General features: G+C 70.2%; 24 protein-coding genes. 14 read left to right on the forward strand and 10 right to left on the reverse strand.

The annotated features are described in order from the left end of the window. Positions 1–266 precede the first annotated feature (266 nt). Positions 267–1,415, reverse strand: coding sequence for an epoxide hydrolase family protein (locus V3T34_RS20545; RefSeq protein ID WP_305079355.1), 1,149 nt, complete (start codon positions 1,413–1,415; stop codon positions 267–269). Positions 1,416–1,568: 153 nt separating this feature from the next. Here V3T34_RS20545 and V3T34_RS20550 point away from each other — a divergent pair, with 153 nt between their 5' ends. From V3T34_RS20550 to V3T34_RS20560, 3 genes are read left to right on the forward strand one after another with little or no spacing between them, the layout of a single operon-like run. After that, entirely contained in the window at positions 1,569–2,654 is a 1,086-nt protein-coding gene (locus V3T34_RS20550) for an isocitrate/isopropylmalate dehydrogenase family protein (RefSeq protein ID WP_305079356.1), read from the forward strand. Positions 2,655–2,681: 27 nt separating this feature from the next. Further along, positions 2,682–3,566 (forward strand): NAD(P)-dependent oxidoreductase, encoded by an 885-nt coding sequence (locus V3T34_RS20555; protein ID WP_091891300.1) that lies wholly within the window; start codon positions 2,682–2,684, stop codon positions 3,564–3,566. Between the two features lie 54 nt (positions 3,567–3,620). Beyond that, positions 3,621–4,325, forward strand: coding sequence for a glutathione S-transferase N-terminal domain-containing protein (locus V3T34_RS20560; protein WP_305079357.1), 705 nt, complete (start codon positions 3,621–3,623; stop codon positions 4,323–4,325). Positions 4,326–4,371: 46 nt separating this feature from the next. Here the strand turns inward: V3T34_RS20560 and argC are convergent, their stop codons facing one another. Beyond that, positions 4,372–5,313 (reverse strand): N-acetyl-gamma-glutamyl-phosphate reductase, encoded by a 942-nt coding sequence (gene argC, locus V3T34_RS20565; protein ID WP_091891306.1) that lies wholly within the window; start codon positions 5,311–5,313, stop codon positions 4,372–4,374. A gap of 268 nt (positions 5,314–5,581) precedes the next feature. Here argC and V3T34_RS20570 point away from each other — a divergent pair, with 268 nt between their 5' ends. Further along, positions 5,582–6,106 (forward strand): hypothetical protein, encoded by a 525-nt coding sequence (locus V3T34_RS20570; RefSeq protein ID WP_305079358.1) that lies wholly within the window; start codon positions 5,582–5,584, stop codon positions 6,104–6,106. A gap of 83 nt (positions 6,107–6,189) precedes the next feature. Here V3T34_RS20570 and rpsI read toward each other — a convergent pair whose 3' ends face one another. The 3 genes from rpsI to V3T34_RS20585 form a co-directional block, all read right to left on the reverse strand. Beyond that, on the reverse strand, positions 6,190–6,678 hold the full coding sequence (rpsI, locus tag V3T34_RS20575) for a 30S ribosomal protein S9 (protein ID WP_060847470.1): 489 nt from the start codon (positions 6,676–6,678) through the stop codon (positions 6,190–6,192). 1 nt (position 6,679) lies between these two features. Continuing rightward, positions 6,680–7,141, reverse strand: coding sequence for a 50S ribosomal protein L13 (gene rplM / locus V3T34_RS20580; RefSeq protein ID WP_060847471.1), 462 nt, complete (start codon positions 7,139–7,141; stop codon positions 6,680–6,682). A gap of 185 nt (positions 7,142–7,326) precedes the next feature. Continuing rightward, positions 7,327–7,743 carry a PaaI family thioesterase gene (locus tag V3T34_RS20585; RefSeq protein WP_305079375.1) on the reverse strand — a complete coding sequence of 139 codons (417 nt, stop codon included), beginning with the start codon at positions 7,741–7,743 and terminating at the stop codon, positions 7,327–7,329. 157 nt (positions 7,744–7,900) lie between these two features. Here V3T34_RS20585 and V3T34_RS20590 point away from each other — a divergent pair, with 157 nt between their 5' ends. Together V3T34_RS20590 and V3T34_RS20595 are read left to right on the forward strand one after the other, a co-directional pair. Then, entirely contained in the window at positions 7,901–8,683 is a 783-nt protein-coding gene (locus tag V3T34_RS20590) for an enoyl-CoA hydratase (protein ID WP_305079359.1), read from the forward strand. Then, positions 8,680–9,204, forward strand: coding sequence for a CoA-binding protein (locus tag V3T34_RS20595; protein ID WP_305079360.1), 525 nt, complete (start codon positions 8,680–8,682; stop codon positions 9,202–9,204). The genes V3T34_RS20590 and V3T34_RS20595 overlap by 4 nt, the downstream gene beginning before the upstream one ends. 84 nt (positions 9,205–9,288) lie before the next feature. Here the strand turns inward: V3T34_RS20595 and V3T34_RS20600 are convergent, their stop codons facing one another. From V3T34_RS20600 to V3T34_RS20610, 3 genes are read right to left on the reverse strand one after another with little or no spacing between them, the layout of a single operon-like run. Then, complete coding sequence (locus V3T34_RS20600; RefSeq protein ID WP_060849402.1) at positions 9,289–9,864, reverse strand: DsbE family thiol:disulfide interchange protein; 576 nt, start codon at positions 9,862–9,864, stop codon at positions 9,289–9,291. Between the two features lie 20 nt (positions 9,865–9,884). Then, the gene (ccmD, locus tag V3T34_RS20605; protein ID WP_091891362.1) at positions 9,885–10,055 is read right to left on the reverse strand and encodes a heme exporter protein CcmD; all 171 of its coding nucleotides are present in this window, start codon (positions 10,053–10,055) and stop codon (positions 9,885–9,887) included. Between the two features lie 14 nt (positions 10,056–10,069). Further along, positions 10,070–10,837, reverse strand: coding sequence for a heme ABC transporter permease (locus V3T34_RS20610; protein ID WP_060847474.1), 768 nt, complete (start codon positions 10,835–10,837; stop codon positions 10,070–10,072). A gap of 147 nt (positions 10,838–10,984) precedes the next feature. Here V3T34_RS20610 and V3T34_RS20615 point away from each other — a divergent pair, with 147 nt between their 5' ends. From V3T34_RS20615 to V3T34_RS20630, 4 genes are all read left to right on the forward strand, one after another. Beyond that, a complete protein-coding gene (locus V3T34_RS20615) occupies positions 10,985–11,158 on the forward strand; it encodes a DUF1328 domain-containing protein (RefSeq protein ID WP_048429188.1) in 174 nt (57 codons plus the stop codon). 45 nt (positions 11,159–11,203) lie between these two features. Further along, a complete protein-coding gene (locus V3T34_RS20620; RefSeq protein WP_305079362.1) occupies positions 11,204–11,665 on the forward strand; it encodes a GNAT family N-acetyltransferase in 462 nt (153 codons plus the stop codon). Positions 11,666–11,744: 79 nt separating this feature from the next. Then, a complete protein-coding gene (locus tag V3T34_RS20625; protein ID WP_305079363.1) occupies positions 11,745–12,020 on the forward strand; it encodes a BrnT family toxin in 276 nt (91 codons plus the stop codon). After that, complete coding sequence (locus V3T34_RS20630) at positions 12,007–12,327, forward strand: BrnA antitoxin family protein (protein ID WP_305079364.1); 321 nt, start codon at positions 12,007–12,009, stop codon at positions 12,325–12,327. The genes V3T34_RS20625 and V3T34_RS20630 overlap by 14 nt, the downstream gene beginning before the upstream one ends. Positions 12,328–12,329: 2 nt before the next feature. On the opposite strand, the gene ccmB is transcribed toward V3T34_RS20630, so the two are convergent. Both ccmB and ccmA read right to left on the reverse strand, forming a co-directional pair. Further along, positions 12,330–12,998: a heme exporter protein CcmB gene (gene ccmB, locus V3T34_RS20635; RefSeq protein ID WP_060847477.1), complete on the reverse strand. Its 669-nt coding sequence runs from the start codon at positions 12,996–12,998 to the stop codon at positions 12,330–12,332. Beyond that, positions 12,998–13,645 (reverse strand): heme ABC exporter ATP-binding protein CcmA, encoded by a 648-nt coding sequence (ccmA, locus tag V3T34_RS20640; protein WP_060847478.1) that lies wholly within the window; start codon positions 13,643–13,645, stop codon positions 12,998–13,000. Before ccmA ends, ccmB begins: the two co-directional genes overlap by 1 nt. A 392-nt stretch (positions 13,646–14,037) precedes the next feature. Here ccmA and acnA point away from each other — a divergent pair, with 392 nt between their 5' ends. The 4 genes from acnA to V3T34_RS20660 all read left to right on the forward strand — a co-directional run bounded on the left by acnA (position 14,038) and on the right by V3T34_RS20660 (position 19,430). Further along, entirely contained in the window at positions 14,038–16,737 is a 2,700-nt protein-coding gene (acnA, locus tag V3T34_RS20645; RefSeq protein ID WP_060847479.1) for an aconitate hydratase AcnA, read from the forward strand. Between the two features lie 147 nt (positions 16,738–16,884). Next, positions 16,885–17,190, forward strand: a complete 306-nt coding sequence (locus tag V3T34_RS20650; RefSeq protein ID WP_048429181.1) for a hypothetical protein — start codon at positions 16,885–16,887, stop codon at positions 17,188–17,190. A 73-nt stretch (positions 17,191–17,263) separates the two neighbouring features. Continuing rightward, positions 17,264–18,466: a glycosyltransferase gene (locus tag V3T34_RS20655; RefSeq protein ID WP_305079365.1), complete on the forward strand. Its 1,203-nt coding sequence runs from the start codon at positions 17,264–17,266 to the stop codon at positions 18,464–18,466. Positions 18,467–18,710: 244 nt separating this feature from the next. Continuing rightward, positions 18,711–19,430, forward strand: a complete 720-nt coding sequence (locus tag V3T34_RS20660) for a metal ABC transporter permease (protein ID WP_305079366.1) — start codon at positions 18,711–18,713, stop codon at positions 19,428–19,430. Positions 19,431–19,628: the final 198 nt, after the last annotated feature.

Here is a 19,628-nt window from a genome sequence, read left to right on the forward strand (position 1 = left end):
ATCCGGTCGAAGCCGGATCTCGACCTTCTCGGAAACGAAAAGCAGCGCCGGGTTGCCCTGGCCCTTGCTCGCTCGTCTCTGGGGAGGTTCGGCGGGGCAGCCAGTTCGTCGGCGCCCCGTCGGTGAGCGGCTGTCTAAGGGTAGCCGGCTCCCCTGTCAACACGGGGCCGGACCCCGGAAGGGCGAGCGGGGAGGGGACTATGCCCAGGCTCCGGCCGGACCCCTGCGGCGGATCTGCGCCCAGCCGCAAGCCGGGACGGCACAAGCTATCGCGGCAGCGCGCCCGCAAAGGCGCGGATATCCTCGGCGAGGCGATCCGGCTGCTCGAGGGCGGCGAAGTGGCCGCCGCACGGCATCTCGGTCCAGCGGCGGAGATCCGCGAACATCGTTCGCTCGGCGAGCGAGCGGGGCGGGCGGACCATCTCCCTGGGGAACGCCGCGTAGGCGGTCGGCACCTGGACCCGCTCGCCGTCCGGGACCGGCCAGGGCCGGTGCATCCGGGAATAGTAGGGATGGAACGACGAGCCGATGGCGCCGGTGAACCAGTAGAGCGCGATGTTGGCGAGCATCCGGTCGCGCGGGATCGCCGTCTCGATCGCGCCGTCGCAATCCGACCAGGACCGGAACTTTTCCACGATCCAGGCGGCGAGGCCGGCCGGGGAATCGGTGAGCGCGAAGGCCAGCGTCTGGGGCTTGGTGCCCTGGATCCACTGGTAGCCGGTCTCCTCCTTCAGCCAGGCGCCGACGCGCTCGTAATGCGCGGCTTCCTCCGGCGTCGCGTCGCGGCCCGAGAGGTCGCGGCGCACGGGCAGCATGTTGAGGTGCAGGCCCTCCACCCGTTCGGGGTAGCGCCAGGCGAGCCGCGTCGTGATGAAGGCGCCCCAATCACCCCCCTGCGCCATGAAGCGGTCGTAACCCAGCCGCGTCATCAACTCCGAAAAATGGTCGGCGATCTCCTCGACGCCGAGGCGCGGCTGGCCCGGGCGGAACGACAGGCCGTAGCCGGGGAGCGAGGGCGCCACCACCGTGAAGGCGTCCTCCGGCCGGCCGCCGAAGCGGACCGGGTCGGTCAGGCGCGGGATGAGGTCGAGGAACTCGAACACCGAGCCCGGCCAGCCGTGGCAGAGGAGGAGCGGGCGCGGGTTCGGCCCTCGTCCCGGTACGTGCAGGCAGTGGATGTCGATCTCGCCAATGCGCTGGATGGTCTGCGGGAAGGCGTTGAGGGCGGCCTCCTCCCCGCGCCAGTCGAACCCGTCGCGCCAGTAGGCGATCAGGTCGGCGAGGTAGGTCACGTCCGTTCCGTAGGTCCAGGGCGCCTCGGGCGCCTGGTCGGGCAGGCGTGTACGGGCGAGGCGCTCGCGCAGATCGTCGAGCGCGGCCTCGGGCACGTGGTAGGTGAACGGCTCTCCCGCCATCGGCGGCTCCTCCCTGGCGCGGATCCCTCGACGGGGATCCCTTGCCGTGGACCCTCGCATGCATCGGACCGGATGTCGCGATCCGCGGCGCCATGGTAGGCGCTCCCGCAAAGGGTCCGCGTCGAACGTGGATCGCCGGGGAGGAGCGGAGAGATGGCGCAGTATCGCATCGCCACCATCGAGGGCGACGGCATCGGGCCCGAGGTGACGCGCGCGGCGATGGCGGTGCTGACGGAGGCCTGCGGCGCCGGCACCCTCGCCTTCGAGATGCTGGAGGGCGGCGCCGGGCACTACACCAAGAGCGGGCACGTCCTGCCCGACGACACATTCGCGGGCTGCCGCGACGCCGACGCGATCCTGCACGGGGCGGCCGGCCTGCCGGGCGTGGTCTATCCGGACGGGACGGAGGTCGGCAACGATCTGCACCTGCGCCTGCGCTTCCGCCTCGACCTCTACGCCAACGTCCGGCCGATCAAGCTTCTGCCCGGCGTGCTCTCGCCGTTGCGCGCCTTCGAGGGCGGCGGCATCGACTACGTCATCGTGCGCGAGAACACCGAGGGGCTCTATGCCAGCCGCGGCGCCGGCGTGGTGCTGCGCGACGAGATCGCCTCCGATAGCCTGGTGGTGACGCGCAAGGGCACCGAGCGCGTGGCGCGCTTCGCCTTCGATCTCGCCGCCGGGCGCAACGGCGCCCCGCGGGACGGGCAGCGGCGGGTGACGGTCTGCGACAAGGCCAACATCCTGCGCAGCTACGCCTTCTTCCGCCGGATCTGCGACGAGGTGCATGCGGGGTACCCCGACATCGCCATCGATTACGCGTACGCGGACGCCATCACCGTCCACATGCTCAAGCGGCCCGACAGCTACGACGTGATCGTGGCCGAGAACATGTTCGGCGACATCATATCGGATCTGGGCGCCGCCACCGTCGGCGGAATGGGCATCTCGCCCTCGGGCGAGATCGGCGACGGTCACGCCCTGTTCCAGGGCGCCCACGGCTCGGCGCCCGACATCGCCGGGCAGGACGCCGCGAGCCCGATCGCCACCATCCTGTCGGGGGTGATGATGCTGCGCTGGCTCGGCCAGCGGAACGGCGATGCGGGTCTCGCCTCCGCGGCCGACCGGATCGAGGCGGCGGTCGGCACGGTGCTCGCCGAAGGGCGGGCCGTGCCGCGCGACCTCGGCGGGGCCGCAACCTGCACCGAGGTGACCGACGCCGTGCGTCGCGCCCTCGTCTGACCCCCTATCCCTCACGGAGACTTCGTCATGAGCAAGCAGCGCGTCGGAATCGTCGGCGTCGGGCTGATGGGGCACGGCATCGCCCTCAACCTCGCCCGCAAGGGCTGGCCGCTGGGCTACCTCGACCATCCGGGCAACCAGCCGACGGACGACCTCGACGCCCTCGGCGCGACGCGCCATCCGGACCGGACGGCGCTGGCGGGCGCGAGCGAGGTCGTCATCCTGTGCGTCACCGGCACGCCGCAGGTCGAGGACGTTCTTCTCGGGGACGGGGGCGTGCTCGCCTCCTTGCGCCCCGGCACGGTGGTGGTCGATTGCTCGACCGCCGTGCCGGCCTCGACGGCGCGGGTCGCGGCCGCCGTGCGCGAGGCCGGCGGGCGCTTCCTCGATGCGCCCATGACCCGCACGCCGAAGGAGGCGGCGGAGGGGCGCCTGAACCTGCTGGTCGGCGCCGAGCCGGACCTGTTCGAGGCGATGCACCCGCTGCTCTCGGCCTTCGCCGAGAACATCTTCCATGCCGGCGCGGAGGCCGGGGCCGGCCACACCCTGAAGCTCCTGCACAACTACGTCTCGCTCGGCTTCGTCACCCTGCTCGCCGAATCCGCGGCCTGCGCCGGGCGCGCCGGCATCGCCCCGGAGGTGCTGGTCGAGGTGCTGAGGAAGGGCGGCGGCCACGGCGCGGCCCTCGACCGGCTGTCGCCGTTCCTCATCTCGGGCGATTCCTCGCCGATGCAGTTCTCGATCGCCAATGCGCGCAAGGATCTGAGCTACTACGTGGCGATGGCCGAGGGGCTGGGCGCCGAGCGGGCCGTCGCCGCCGGGGTGCTGGCCGATCTCGATCGCGTCGCCGAGGCGGGGCACGGGGCCGACCACCTGCCGCGGATCGCCGCGCACTTCGCCGCCAAGGACTGACTAAGGCCGGCGGGGTCGGGTATCGTCGCGGGACCTCCAGGGAGCTTCCTCGCGATGCCCGACCTCTCCGCCTTTCCGATCACCGCCCGCTGGCCGGCCCGGCACCCGGACCGGATCCAGCTCTACTCCTTCCCGACCCCGAACGGCGTGAAGGTGTCGATCGCGCTGGAGGAGCTCGGCCTGCCCTACGAGGCCCACACCGTCCAGATCGGCAAGAACGAGACCTGGATCCCGGAATTCCTGTCGCTCAACCCGAACGGCAAGATTCCGGCGATCATCGATCCGGACGGGCCGGGGGGTAAGCCGCTCGCGCTGTTCGAATCGGGCGCGATCCTGCTCTACCTCGCCGAGAAGACCGGGCGGCTGATTCCCGCCGACCCGGCCGGGCGCTACGAGACCGCCCAGTGGCTGTTCTTCCAGATGGCGGCGGTCGGGCCGATGTTCGGCCAGCTCGGCTACTTCCACAAGTTCGCCGGCCGGGAGATCGAGGACAAGCGGCCGCTCCACCGCTACCGCGACGAGTCGAAGCGCCTGCTCGGGGTGCTGGAGACCCGGCTCACCGGCCGCGACTGGATCATGGGCGCGGATTACACCATCGCCGACATCGCGATGCTCGGCTGGGTGCGCAACCTGATCGGCTTCTACGAGGCGCGGGAGCTGGTGGAGTACGACGCGCTCGCGGCCGTCCCGGTCTGGCTGGAGCGGGGGCTCGCCCGCCCGGCGGTGCAGCGGGGGCTGGAGATCCCGCCGCGGGGGTGATCCCAGCGAAAAGCCGGAGGGCTTCGTTGCCCTCCGGCCCTCGATCCTAGTCGAGGTCGAGCATCAGGCGCAGGTTCTGTACCGCGGCGCCGGACGCGCCCTTGCCGAGGTTGTCGAGGCGCGCGACCAGCACCGCCTGGCGGTGCGCATCGGAGCCGAACACGCGCAGCTCGAGCGTGTCGGTGTCGTTGAGCGCTTCCGGCTCGATGCGCTCGCGGTCGGCGCCGTCCTCGGCCGCGGCCACGACCTTGACGAGCCCGGCGCCGGGGTAGCGGGCGGACAGCGCCGCCTCGATGTCGGCGACGCGGGGCGTGCCGGGCAGCAGGTCGAGGTGGAGTGGGATCGACACCAGCATGCCCTGCCGGAAGTTGCCCACCGACGGAACGAAGATCGGCCGGCGGGTCAGGCCGCTGTATTTTTGGGTCTCGGGCAGGTGCTTGTGGCCGAAGCCGAGGCCGTAGAGCTGGAAGGCCGGAGCCTCGCCGGCCTCGTAGGCCTCGATCATCTTGCGGCCGCCGCCGCTGTAGCCCGATACCGCGTTGATGCTGACGGGGAAATCGGCCGGAACCAGGCCGGCATCGATCAGCGGGCGCAGCAGCGCGATGGCGCCGGTCGGGTAGCAGCCCGGGTTGGAGACGCGGCGCGAGGCCCGGATCGCGGTTTCCTGCTCGGGCGCCAGCTCGGCGAAGCCGTAGGTCCAGGCCGGATCGACCCGGTAGGCGGTGCTGGCGTCCAGCAGCCGCGGGCCGCCGCCGGGAAGCGAATCGGCGAGCGCCGCCGTCTCGCGCGAGGCGTCGTCGGGCAGGCACAGCACCACGAGGTCGACCTCGGACAGGAGCGCGCGCTTGGCTTCCGGGTCTTTGCGGCTCTCGTGCGGGATCGATCGCAGCTGGATGTCGTCGAAGGCCGCCAAGCGCTCGCGGATGCCGAGACCGGTCGTGCCGGCCTCGCCGTCGATGAAGACGCTCGGGCTGTGCTTGCGGGTCATGGGCGAGAACTCCGTGGCGCGGACCGGCCGATGCCGAACGGCGCGGGTGGTGATTGCGGGCGAGGGACCGTCGAGTCAATCGGCAAAGACGATCTCCTTGGATGCGGGACGATCGGGATGCAGGACGATGCCGCATGATTCGCGACGGTCTCGTGTCGTTCGGCCGTCCACAGGAGAACCTGCCCGTCCAGCTCCACCCCAGAGGAACCCGGCCCGCACCGCCCCGGTTGTGCTGCCAGATCGAAGCAGACGACAAGAGGAGCCCAACATGGCCGGCACCGCCAAGAAGTCCGACCCGAAACTGTGGGAGAAGGTGAAGAAGGACGTCACCCACTCCTCGAAGGGCGGCAAGCCCGGCCAGTGGTCGGCCCGCAAGGCCCAGATGGCCGTGCAGGAATACAAGGAGGAGGGCGGCGGCTACGAGGGCAAGAAGTCGTCCGACAACCACCTCAAGCAGTGGACCGACGAGGAGTGGGGCACCAAGTCGGGCAAGGAGAGCGGCAAGACCGGCGAGCGCTACCTGCCGAAGAAGGCCCGCGAGGAACTCTCGGACGAGGAGTACAAGCGCTCCACCGCCAAGAAGCGCGCCGACAGCGCCAAGGGCCAGCAGCACTCGAAGCAGCCGAAGGACGTGGCGAAGAAGGCGGCCGCCGCGCGCAAGGCCTCGCACGGGACCAAGAGCCGGGACGGCGGCCCGACCAAGGCCGAGCTCATGCAGAAGGCGCGGGCGAAGAACATCCCGGGCCGCTCCACCATGTCGAAGGGCGAGCTGGAGAAGGCGTTGAACGCCTGAGGCCATCCCGGACGGGGCGAAAAAGAAAAAGGGCGGGCCCTCGCGGGCCCGCCCTCCTTTTTGCAGTGACCGAAGAGGTCGCCTTAGCGCTTCGAGAACTGGAAGCTGCGGCGAGCCTTCTTGCGGCCGTACTTCTTGCGCTCGACGACGCGCGGATCGCGGGTCAGGAAGCCTTCGCGCTTCAGCGGCGAACGCAGCTCGGGCTCGAAGTAGGTGAGGGCCTTGGACAGGCCGTGGCGCACCGCGCCGGCCTGGCCGGAGAGGCCGCCGCCGGCCACCGTCACGACGATGTCGTACTGGTCGACGCGATCCACCACCTGGAGCGGCTGCTGCAGGATCATGCGCAGCACCGGGCGGGCGAAGTAGGTGTCGACCGGGCGGTCGTTCACCGTGATCTTGCCGGCGCCGGGCTTGATCCAGACGCGGGCGATCGCGTCCTTGCGCTTGCCGGTGGCGTAGGCGCGGCCGAGCGAGTCCAGCTTCTGGACGTGGACCGGGGCCTCGTTCTCGCCCTGCGAGAGAGAGGCCTTGTTGGCCTGGCCGAGGTCGGCGAGGGACTGAAGGGTCGCCATCTTACGCGCTCACGTTCTTGCGGTTGAGAGCGGCGACGTCGAGCGTCTCCGGCTGCTGGGCGGTGTGGGGATGCTCGTTGCCCTTGTAGACCCGGAGGTTGCCCAGGATCTGCCGGAACAGCGGGCCGCGCGGCAGCATGCGCTCCACGGCCTTCTCGACGACGCGCTCGGGGAAGCGGCCCTCGAGAATGAACTTGGCCGAGCGCTCCTTGATGCCGCCGGCGTAACCAGTGTGGTGATAGTACACCTTCTGGTTATACTTGCGGCCGGTGAACTTCACCTTCTCCGCATTGATGACGATGACGTTATCGCCGCAATCGACGTGGGGCGTGTACTGGGGCTTGTGCTTGCCCCGCAGACGCATCGCAATGATCGACGCCAGGCGGCCGACCACGAGGCCCTCCGCGTCGATGATCACCCACTTCTTGTCGACGTCGGCGGGCTTCAGCGAAAAGGTCTTCATCGCGGATAAGTCCCGGAAGTCTTGACGAAAAAAACAGGACGCCGCCGCGGTCAGTGACGAGCGCGCAGCGGCGATGGCCGGCTCAGTAACCGAGGAACGCGCCGGCGTCAAGCGAACCGAAAAACCCGAAACGGCAAAAACGCGAGCGTTTCGAGAGGCTTCTCCAATGAGGTATCATGATACCGCTATTTTGGCGGGATCGCGTAGGTGCCGGTGGCGTGGCAGACCAGCTCCTCCCGATCGAGGCTGCGGATCAGCACCTCGCCCACGGCGAAGGAGCGCCCGAGCTTGAACAGGCGCGCCTCGGCGACGAGGTCGCGTTGCGCGGGCTTGCGCATGAAGTTGAACGACAGGTTGGTGGTGACCGCGAGCGCCACCGGACCGATCTGGGCCAGGATCGCCACGTAGAGCGCCACGTCGGCGAGCCCCATCATCGCCGGGCCGGAGATCGTGCCGCCCGGGCGCAGGTGGCGCTCGTGGTAGGGCAGGCGCATCGTCGCGGTCATCGGCCCGACGCTCTCGACCACCGGGCCGGGTCCGCCGTGATGGATCTGCGGAAACGCCTCGTCGAGGAAGGCCGAGACCGCGTCGCGGTCCATCATCGGGGCGGGGGAGATCGGGGCGGGGAACTCGGGAACGGAAGGCATGCGCGGGGACGTTTCCGGTTATCGTTATGCACGATCTTGCAGCACGGCGCCCGGCACCGGACAATAGGCCATCCGTGTCGCCCCCGATCCGAGCCCGCGAACCCGAGCCGATATGTCAGACCTTCTGATCCTCCGCGACGACCGCGACGGCGTCGCGACCCTGACGCTGAACCGCCCACGGGCCCGCAACGCCCTGTCCCACGCGATGCTGACCGCCCTGTCGGAGGAGTTCGCCCGGCTCGCCGCGGACGGGAGCGTTCGCGCCGTGGTGCTGGCGGCCGAGGGCCCCGCCTTCTGCGCCGGCCACGACCTCAAGGAGATGACCGCCTATCGCCGCGAGGCCGATCGCGGTGCGGCCCGGTTCGCGGCGCTGTTCGACCTCTGCTCGTCGGTGATGATGGCGATTCCGGCCCTGCCGCAGCCGGTGATCGCCGCGGTCGAGGGCATCGCGACCGCCGCCGGCTGCCAGTTGGTGGCCTCCTGCGACCTCGCGGTGGCGGGCGCCGAGGCGCGGTTCGCCACGCCCGGCGTGCAGATCGGCCTGTTCTGCTCGACCCCGATGGTGGCGCTCTCGCGCAACCTGTCGCGCAAGGCCGCGATGGCGATGCTGCTCACCGCCGAGATGGCGGAAGCCGAGGAGGCCAAGGATCTCGGCCTCGTCAACCGGGTGGTGCCGGCCGGCACGGCGCTGTCCGCCGCGCAGGACCTGGCGGCCGGGATCGCGGCGCGCAGCGCCTACACGGTGCGGGTCGGCAAGCGCGCCTTCTACGAGCAGCTGGAGATGCCGCTGGCGCAGGCCTACGCCCATGCCGGCCGGGTGATGACCGAGAACATGCTGGCGCGCGCGGCGGAAGACGGCATCGCGGCCTTCCTCGACCGGAAGGCCGCCCGATGAGCCACGACCGCTACGACGACGAGGCCCTGAGAAAGATCCTCCAGCGGGTGCGCAGCATCGCGCTCGTCGGCGCCTCCGCCAACCCGGCCCGGCCGAGCTGGATCGTCACCAAGTACCTGCTGGAACGCGGCTACCAGGTGATCCCGGTCAATCCGGGGCTCGCCGGCGGCGAGATCCTGGGCCGGCCGGTGGTGGCGCGGCTCGCCGACCTCGCCCAGCCGGTCGACATGGTCGAGATCTTCCGCAATTCCGATGCCGCCGGCCCCCTCGTCGACGAGGCTTTGGCCCTCGACCCGCTGCCCCAGGTCATCTGGATGCAGCTCGGCGTGCGCAACGATGCGGGAGCGGCCCGCGCCGAGGCGCGGGGCGTCACCGTGGTGATGAACCGCTGCCCGAAGATCGAGTACGGGCGCCTCTCGGGCGAGATCGGCTGGACCGGGGTGAATTCCCGCATCCTCAGCGCCAAGCGGCCGAAGCTCGCGGCGAAGGGCTTCCAGAAGCTGACGATCGAGGAGCGCTGACGCCGCCCGGGTCTCGACACTGCTGGCGGTCGTATCCCGAGCGCCACGCCGTTCAGGGGCTGTGATGCTCGCGACCCCCGCCCGCTACTTCATCGCCCGCACCCGCGCCAGGAAGGCGTCGTAGGTCTCCGGCGTCAGGATGCCGACGAGCTTCTCGCGGATGCGTCCGTCGGGCCCGATCACGAAGGTCTCCGGCACGCCGTAGACCCCGAGGTCGATGCCGACGCGGCCGGCCTCGTCGGCGCCGACGGCGCGGAACGGGTTGCCGTGGCGGCCGAGGAAGCGGCGACCGTTCTCGGGCTGGTCCTTGTAGTCGATGCCGACGAGGTTCACCCCGTCGCGGGAGAGCCGCATCAGCATCGGGTGCTCGATCTGGCAGGGCGCGCACCAGGACGCCCAGACGTTGAGCACCGTCACCTTGCCCTTCAGGTCCGCCGCCGTCAGGCCCGGCACCGCGGCGCCGTCCACCGCCAGGCCGGGAACCGGCGGCAGCGCGAAGTCCGGCACCGGCCGGCCGATCAGCGCCGAGGGGATGGCCGAGGGGTCGTAGCCCTTCGTCAGCAGCTTGCCGAGGAAGATGCCGGCGAGCGCCGCGAAGGCGAGGAGCGGCAGCAGGAAGATCAGCCGGGAGCGGCGCGGCGCCTCGTCGGCGGGCTCGATCGGGTGCAGGGGGGGGGCGCTCACCGGGCGCCCCGCGCGGAGTCCCGTTTGAGCGGCTCCTTCGCCAGGCGGGCGAGCGCCCGCTCCTGCGCCCGCCGGTCGAGGACCGCGTGCGCGACGAGGCCGAGGATCACCAGGGCGGTGAAGCCGTAGGCGCCGAGGATGAAGGCGGCGTGGGGGCCGAGATTCATGCCGAGATCCATGGTCAGGCCGCCTGCGGCGCCATCAGGGCGGCGTCGAGCCGCTCGGCCTCGAGAATCGTGAGCGTGCGCACGCGCCGGCGCAGGATCTCGGTGCGCATCGCCTGGAGGTGGAGCGCGATGCCGAGCACCGAGGCGGCGGCGATCATGACGAGCAGGGGATAGAGCATCGAGGCGTAGATGGTCGGCCCGCCCATCCGCAGGATCGAGGCCGGCTGGTGCAGGGTCGACCACCAGTTCACCGAGAACTTGATGATCGGCAGGTTGACGGCGCCGACCAGGGTCAGGATCGCGACCGCCCGGGCGGCCCGGCTCGGGTCCTCGATGGTCCGCCACAGGGCGAGCAGCCCGCAATAGATCAGGAAGAGCACCAGCATCGAGGTCAGGCGCGCGTCCCAGACCCAGTAGGTGCCCCACATCGGCTTGCCCCAGAGCGAGCCGGTGACGAGGCAGATCAGCGTGAAGGCGGCGCCGATCGGGGCGGCGGCGCGCTGGGCCACGTCGGCGAGGGGATGGCGCCAGATCAGGGTGCCGAGCGCCGAGACCGCCATGGCGCCGTAGAAGAACACCGCCATCCAGGCCGCCGGGACGTGGATATACATGATCCGCACCGTCTCGCCCTGCTGGTAGTCGGGCGGCGCGACGAACCAGGTCAGGTACTGGCCGACGGCCAGCAGCACGACCGCGAGACCCGCCACCCAGGGCAGCAGGGCCCCGGACCAGCGCATGAAGTGGCCGGGCTGCGCCAGCCGGGTGAGGAGACCCATCGCCATGCTGGCGGTGTAGCCCGCGCGGGCCTCCCCGAGCAATGCGGACGAACGGCGCAGACGGGCGCGGCGCGCCCGGACGGGTGCCGGAACGAAGCGTGGCGGTGGCGGTTATCGCTGCGACTTGTCGCAAGGCACCGGAGTACCGCCGCGATGTTGAAATGGGCGATCATCTTCTTCGTGATCTCGCTGGTGGCCGGCGGCCTCGGCTTCACCAACGTGGCGTCGGGCGCCCGCGGCATCGCGCGGTTGCTGTTCGGGCTCTTCCTGGTGATCGCGGTGGTGATCGTGATCGCCGCGGTGCTGATGGGCCAGGCGGTGTTCTAGCCGCGGCGGCGCTCCCCCGGTGCGCGGCGCCGGGGGAGAGTGCGCATGGCGTACGCGATTCGCGCAGCGGTGACGGACGATGCGGCGGAGATCAGCCGCGTCGTCCTCGCCGCGTTGCACGAGACCAACAGACGTGACTACGGGCCCGAGACGATCGCGCGGATTGCCCTCGGCTTCACGCCGGAGGGAATCGCCGCGCAGATCGCGGCGCGACAGGTCTTCGTCGCTCTCGACGGCGACCGCATCCTCGGCACCGCGAGCCGCGACGGAGAGGTGGTGCGCGCCGTCTTCGTGACGCCCAAGGCGCAGGGACGCGGCATCGGCAGGGGCCTGATGGGCGAGGTCGACCGCGCCGCGCGGGCGGCCGGCGTTGCGACGCTGACCCTGCAATCCTCGCTGACGGCGATCGGCTTCTACGTGCTGCTCGGGTTCCGGGCGGTGCGCGAGCACCGGCACGGGCAGGAGCGGACCGTAGTCATGGAACGGGATGTTCCCACGACGGCATGACCGCCGCGAGCCCTACAGATACGTCGCGATTGCTGCAGTCCATATTTTCGTATATACGAAAATATGGAGGACACGAACCATGACGTTCGTGTGGGACGAGCCGAAACGACAGGCAAACCCCACGAAGCACGGCTTCGACCTCGCGGATTTCGAGGATGCGTTCAGCGTCGAGCGCTTCCTCACCATCGATGCCACACAAAGCGAAACCGGACGTGCCAGATTCAAACTGATCGGCACTTGGTGCGGAGAGGTCGTCGTGGTGGCGATCGTCTCTCCGCTCGGGTCGGAAGCCACCGCTGTCGTCAGCGTGCGCCGCGCCCACAGGACCCAAAGGGCCGCCTATGCCGTCCCATGACCACGCACCCGGATACGTCCCGAACCCACTCTACTCGCAGGACGATTGGGATGAGGTCGCCGACACCCCGCCGCTGACGGGCGACGAGCTGGCGCGGGCGCGTCCGGGGCCCGACGGCATGCCGGACGAGATGGCGGCCGCGTTCCGCAGCCGTGCCGGCCGGCCAAGATCGGAGACGCGGCGCGTTCCGGTGTCGTTGCGGATCAATCGCGAGATCCTCGAGACCTTCAAGGCGACCGGTCCGGGCTGGCAGACGCGCATGCACGAGGTGCTGGCCGAGGCGGCCCGAAAGCTGAAGGCGGCCTGAACCTACTCCCCCCACCGCAACGCCGCCGCCGCCGCCAGCGTGCCGATGACCCCGGCCGCGAGGCTCAATGCGCCCAGGATCGCCAGCGGCGTCGTGAACGGCACGGTGCCGCCGAGCGCCGCGTCCGTCGCCGAGACGCCGAAGATCAGGGTCGGCACCATCAGGGGCAGCACCACCACGGCGAGGATCAGGCCGCCGCGTCGGATCGAGGCGGTGAGCGCCGCGCCGACAGCGCCGATGAAGGTGAGCGCCGGGGTGCCGACCAGCAGCGTCAGGCTGGTCGCCGCCATGCCGGTCGGGCTCAACGCCACCAGGAGCCCGAAGAGCGGGGTGGCGAGCGCCAGCGGCAAGCCGGTGGTGAGCCAGTGCGCCGTGACCTTGGCCAGCACCAGCAGCTCCAGAGGTGCCGGGGCGCCGGAGAGGAGGTCGAGGGAGCCGTCCTCCTCGTCGGCCTGAAACAGCCGGTCGAGGCCGATCAGCGTCGCCAGCACCGCGGCGATCCACAGGATGCCGGGGCCGATCCGGGCCAGCAGGTTGAGGTCGGGCCCGAGACCGAACGGCACCAGGGCGACGATCATCAGGAAGAAGACGAGGGACAGGGCCCCCGAGCCGCCGATGCGGCCGGCGAGCCGCAGGTCGCGGGCGACCACCGCCAGGAAAGCGCGGCCCATCAGACGATCTCCGCGAAGGGATCGGCGGCGAGTTCGGCCCGGCCGGCGCGAAATCCCTCGACGGAGAGGTCGCGGGCGTTCTCCAGCCCGAGCGCCTGGTGGGTCGCGGCGACGACGAGACCGCCTCCCGCCAGATGCGCCCGCATCAGCCCGGCGAGCGCGGCTTGCGAGGCGACGTCGAGGGCGGCGGTCGGCTCGTCGAGGAGCCAGAGCGGCCGGCGGCAGACGAGGAGCCGGGCGAGCGCCACCCGCCGGCGCTGGCCGGCCGAGAGATAGGCCACCGGCAGGCCGGCCGCGTGGGCGAGGCCGAGGCGGGCCAGCGCCGCGCGGGGCTCGAGATCGGCGTCGCCCAGGAGGTCGCGGGCGAAGGCGAGGTTCTCCTCCGCGGTGAGCGCGCCTTTGAGCCCGTCGCGGTGGCCGACGACGTGGAGGCATTCGGGGATCGTGCGCTCGCCCACCCCCTCGGCCGCGAGCCGGCCGGCCTCCGGCCGCAGCCGCCCGGCGAGGATCGCGAGCAGCGACGACTTGCCGGCACCGTTGCGGCCGGTGACGGTCAGCGCCTCGCCGGCCTCCAGGGTGAAGGAGAGCCCGGCGAAGATGCGGCGGCCGGAGCGCCGGCAGGCGAGGTCCTCGGCGATCAGGCGCAAGGGCGGGGGTCCAAGGGCAGGCGCTCCGAGGGGAGGGGACTCCGCGGGCGGGGAGGAGACCGCCCGCGTTTACGCTATGGCCGCCCCGTCGGGAATGACCGACTGCGCGGCCGAGAGACCCGTAGCGGCCAGTTTCGAAGTGTTCTATACGCATCCCCGGCTGCGCCGCGCGACCTTCAGAGGCGTCCAAACCGTCCTTCGCGCATCCCAGTCCGGGCACCCCCGGGGCGGCGCGCGCACCGTTCGATTCTTGGCCGGAAGGCGAGGGCGGGCGGCACACGGGTGTTCCTTGCGTCACGCGAGGCGAACCCGCAGCGCATCCGGCCGAACACTTCGTTGTGGCGCAGGTCGTGCCTGCGCCGTGTTCGACAACCCCTCGCGAGGACCACGCCGTGGCATCGATCGACAGCTTCAAGGCCCGCCAGACCATCCAGGCCGGCGCCAAGACCTACACCATCTACGCGATCCCCCAGGCCGAGAAAAACGGCCTGCCGGATGCGAGCCGCCTGCCCTTCTCGATGAAGGTGCTGCTCGAGAACCTGCTCCGCTACGAGGACGACCGCTCGGTCAAGAAGGCCGACATCGAGGCCGTGGTCGGCTGGCTCGAGAACCGCGGCAAGACCGAGGTCGAGATCGCGTTCCGCCCCTCGCGCGTGCTGATGCAGGACTTCACCGGCGTGCCGGCGGTGGTCGATCTCGCGGCGATGCGCGACGCCATGGTGGCGCTCGGCGGCGACCCGCAGAAGATCAACCCGCTCGTCCCGGTCGACCTCGTCATCGACCACTCGGTCATCGTCGACGAGTTCGGCACCCCGAAGGCGCTGGCCGACAACGTCGCGCTCGAATACGAGCGCAACGGCGAGCGATACACCTTCCTCAAGTGGGGCCAGTCGGCCTTCGACAACTTCTCGGTCGTGCCCCCGGGCACCGGCATCTGCCACCAGGTCAACCTCGAGTACCTGTCGCAGACCGTGTGGACCAAGCCCTTCGAGGGCCATGAGGTCGCCTACCCGGATTCGCTCGTCGGCACCGATTCGCACACCACGATGGTCAACGGCCTCGCCGTCCTCGGCTGGGGCGTCGGCGGCATCGAGGCCGAGGCCGCGATGCTCGGCCAGCCGCTCTCGATGCTGATCCCCGAGGTCGTCGGCTTCAAGCTGTCGGGCAAGCTGCCCGAGGGCACCACCGCCACCGACCTCGTGCTCACCGTCACCCAGATGCTGCGCAAGAAGGGCGTAGTCGGCAAGTTCGTGGAGTTCTACGGCCCCGGCCTCGACGACATGTCGGTCGCCGACCGCGCCACGATCTCCAACATGGCGCCGGAATACGGCGCGACTTGCGGCTTCTTCCCCGTCGACCAGAAGACGATCGACTTCCTGAAGGTCACCGGCCGCGCCGACGACCGCATCGCGCTGGTCGAGGCCTACGCCAAGGCGCAGGGCATGTGGCGCGACGCCCAGACCCCGGACCCTGTCTTCACCGACACGCTCGAGCTCGACATGGGCGACGTGAGGCCGTCGCTGGCCGGCCCGAAGCGCCCGCAGGACCGGGTGCTCCTCGACGGCGCCAAGCCCGGCTTCGCGCAGTCGATGGAGACCGAGTTCAAGAAGGCGGCCGACATCGCCAAGCGCTATCCGGTCGAGGGCGCGAACTTCGACATCGGCCACGGCGACGTGGTGATCGCCGCGATCACGTCCTGCACCAACACCTCGAACCCGAGCGTGATGATCGGCGCCGGGCTTCTCGCCCGCAACGCGGTGGCAAAGGGCCTGCGCTCGAAGCCCTGGGTGAAGACCTCGCTCGCCCCCGGCTCCCAGGTGGTGGCGGAGTATCTCGACAAGGCCGGCCTGCAATCGAGCCTCGACGCGCTCGGCTTCAACCTCGTCGGCTTCGGCTGCACCACCTGCATCGGCAATTCGGGCCCGCTGCCGGCGGCGATCTCGAAGTCGATCAACGACAACGACGTGGTGGCCGCCGCGGTGCTCTCGGGCAACCGCAACTTCGAGGGCCGGGTGAACCCCGACGTGCGGGCGAACTACCTCGCCTCGCCGCCGCTCGTCGTCGCCTACGCGCTCGCCGGCTCGATGCAGATCGACATCACTACCGAGCCCCTCGGCACCGGTTCGGACGGCAAGCCGGTCTACCTGAAGGACATCTGGCCCTCGACCGCCGAGGTCCAGGAGTTCATCGAGGCCAACATCACCTCGACCCTGTTCAAGTCGCGCTACGCCGACGTGTTCGGCGGTGACCAGAACTGGAAGGACGTCGAGGTCACCGAGGCCGAGACCTTCGCGTGGAACGGCGGTTCGACCTACGTCCAGAACCCGCCCTACTTCGTCGGCATGGAGAAGACCCCGAAGCCGGTGGAGGACGTGGTCAATGCCCGCATCCTCGGCCTGTTCCTCGACTCCATCACCACCGACCACATCTCCCCGGCCGGCAACATCCGGGCGGCGTCTCCGGCGGGCGCCTACCTGCAGGAGCACCAGGTCCGGGTGCAGGACTTCAACCAGTACGGCACCCGCCGCGGCAACCACGAAGTCATGATGCGGGGCACCTTCGCCAACATCCGCATCAAGAACCAGATGGTGCGCGACGAGGCCGGCAACGTGGTCGAGGGCGGCTACACCCTCTACCAGCCGTCGGGTGAGCGGATGTTCATCTACGACGCCGCGATGCGCTACGAGCAGGAGGGCACCCCGCTGGTGGTGTTCGCCGGCAAGGAATACGGCACCGGCTCGTCGCGCGACTGGGCGGCGAAGGGCACCAAGCTCCTCGGCGTCCGCGCCGTGATCGCCGAGAGCTTCGAGCGCATCCACCGCTCGAACCTCGTCGGCATGGGCGTGGTGCCGCTGGTGTTCCAGGGCGACGCGTCCTGGGCCTCGCTCGGCCTGAAGGGCGACGAGACCGTGACGATCGAGGGCCTGGCCGGCGAGTTGAAGCCGCGCCAGACGCTCACCGCCAAGATCACCTCGGCCGACGGCTCGGTGAAGGAGGTCCCGCTGACCTGCCGCATCGATACGCTCGACGAGCTCGAGTACTTCCGCAACGGCGGCATCCTTCCCTACGTCCTGCGCCAGCTCGCCGCGTAAGGACCGGGTTCCGGCCGCTCCTCCCCGGGGGAGCGGCCGACCGCCGATCCGGGCCCTCGTGGCGGGGGCCCGGGCACCAGCAACCGGCGACGGGGGCCTTTTCCGAGCGGGAAGGGCCCCTTTCGCATCTTCGGGAGACCCCGCGCGATGAGCCAGGACGACAAGATCACCGGCCTGACGACCCTCTCGGCCCATCACGGCGAGATGATCGCCCGGCTGTCCGAGGCGCAGTCCGACGTCGCCGTCAAGCAGGTGGCCCTGCAGATGGCGGTGCGCTTCGTCGCCGGCATCCTGCGCGGCATCGATTCCGATCATTACCGCCACCAGCTCGGCAGCTACCTCGCCATGCTGGAGGACGCCCTGAACCGGGAGGATCCGGATTCCGACCTCGCCCGGCGGGTGCTCGAGACCGTCAAGGCGACCCTGGAGCCGGAAGAGGCCGAGGAGGAGTAGCCTCTTCGTCGATCGGGCCGTGCGGCCCCCTGGGCGAGGCCGATTTTGCAAGTCATCCGTCGCGAGGCATGCCGTGAGCCTTCCCGAGATCGTCGTCATCGGACGCAGCGCATTCGACATCAAAAGTCCCGGCCCCGATATCGACGTCGAAACGAGGGAATTGAGCTGCTCGTTCTACCCGGACGATCGCGACCTCGAACGAATCCTCGTCGCCAAGCGACCGCACGTCATCGCGACGTTCGGAGAAGAAGCCAGGTTCCAGAACCTGATGCGCGCGCCGTACGAGGTTCGCAAGCGCTGGATCAATTTTGCGGCGGACGTCGATGCCGAGGAGGTCGGGCGGCAGGTCTTCTACTGCTTTTTGGACAATGCGACCGCCTTTCGACGCTCGCGCCCCCTGGTGAGCGTCTTCACCCCGGCCTATCGGTCGGGAAGCCGGATCCTGCGCCCGTTCCACTCCCTGCGATCCCAGACCTACGTCGATTGGGAATGGGTCATCGTCGACGATTCCGACGACGACGGCGCGACCTTCTCGGAGCTCGAGGCGCTCGCAGCCCAGGACCACCGCATCCGCGTGTATCGCCCGCACCGCCCCTCGGGCCGCATCGGCGACGTGAAGCAGACCGCCTGCCGCCTGGCCGGTGGCGACCTCCTCCTCGAGCTGGATCACGACGACGAGCTGACGTCCGGCAGCCTGGAGGCGGTGACGCTGGCCTTCCACCAGCATCCCGAGGCCGGGTTTCTCTACACGGACTGGGCCGAGGTCTTCGAGGACGGGCGCAATGCCACCTACGGCGAGCATTGGGCCTTCTTCTACGGCAAGGACCGGACGGAATTCTACAACGGCAGAGAGTACATCGTCCACGAAGCGCCGAGAATCAACGCCAAGACGATACGGCACATCGTCTCCGCCCCGAACCACATCAGGGCGTGGCGCAAGGATTTCTACCACGAGATCGGCGGGCACAATCCGGACCTCGCCGCCGCCGACGATTATGAACTGTGCGTGAGGACGTTTCTCCATACACGGATGATTCTTCTGCGAAAATTCTGCTACATTCAATATTACAACACCGTCGGCAACACCCAGAGACTGCGCAACAAGGACATCCAACGACTGACGCGGGCGGTCAGCGAGAAATACGATGCGCGCATCCATCGACGTTTCGTCGAGCTCGGCGTCGACGACTTCACCTGGGATGCCGGCCGCAATGCCACGGACTGGTCGCGCGCCAACCCGGCCACCGAGCCGCATTGCAGCCTGATCGTCGGCTGAGAGCGGCGCGCGATACTCCCGCCCCCGACACCGCCGCCCCGGGCGGCTCCGACGACCGGACACCCCGCGAGGGATCGCGAATCGCGGCGCCCTGCCGTCGTCTCTCGTCGCCGGGGGAGCCGAGCGACGCCGGTGGCGCGGTCCTGCGCCCGTTCACGTGTGCGCGAGACGCATATCCTCCGCCGCGAGGCGAACCATAACGGCCGGGGCACAGATCCCTGAGCCCTGCTTCCCGGAGTTCCCCATGCCCCTTCTCAGGACGTTCGCGGCCGCCGGCCTGATGCTCGCCGCCGGCGGCCCGTTCGCCGCGGCGCTCGCCGCCCCGCAGGTCGAGCGCCTGCGCGGCACGATCGAGCGCGTCGAGGGCGACGCGGTCACCATCCGCACCCGCGCCGGCACGATCGAGACCGTGCGGCTCGGCACCGGCACGCGGGTGGCGCAGCTCGCCCCGGCGAGCCTCGACGACATCAAGGACGGCAGCTTCATCGGCACCGCCGCCAAGGCCGGGCCGAAGCCCGGCGACCCGCCGGTCGCCCTCGAGGTACTGATCTTCCCCGAGGCCCTGCGGGGCGCAGGCGAGGGGCACTACCCCTGGGACCGCCTGCCCGACGGTGCTGCCAGCGGCCCGGTCGAGACCAGCATGACGAACGGCACCGTCAAGGCGCCGGAGGTCGAGACCAGCATGACCAACGGCACCGTCAAGGCACCGGGCGTCGAGACCACCATGACCAACGGCACCGTCGCGGGCGCGCCCGGCGCCGCGCGCAGCCTCACGGTGTCCTACAAGGGCCAGAGCCTCGCGGTCGCGGTGCCGCCGGGCACGCCGATCGTGAGGCTGGAGCCCGCCGACCGGGCGGTGCTGGTCCCGGGGGCCAAGGTCTTCGCCTCGGCCGTGCGCGAGGGCGACCGGCTGGAGGCGCGCAGCGTCTCGGTCGGCAAGGACGGCCTGACGCCGCCGATGTAGGGTGATCGACAGACAACCAGGACGGGTGGCGCAAGGGAGGTGCGACGCGACGCCCCTGACGGCCGCGGCATCCGACGCGGGAATGCCCCGCCGAGAGATCGAGGCGCCACCGCCCCGGTTCCAAGATAGAATCGGCCGCGGCACTGGACTTCGTCATCATCGCCGCGGCCGTCGGACCGGCCGTGCCCGAAAAAAGGG

It is taken from the genome of Methylobacterium ajmalii, from assembly GCF_036448855.1.
GTDB classification, from domain to species: domain Bacteria; phylum Pseudomonadota; class Alphaproteobacteria; order Rhizobiales; family Beijerinckiaceae; genus Methylobacterium; species Methylobacterium ajmalii.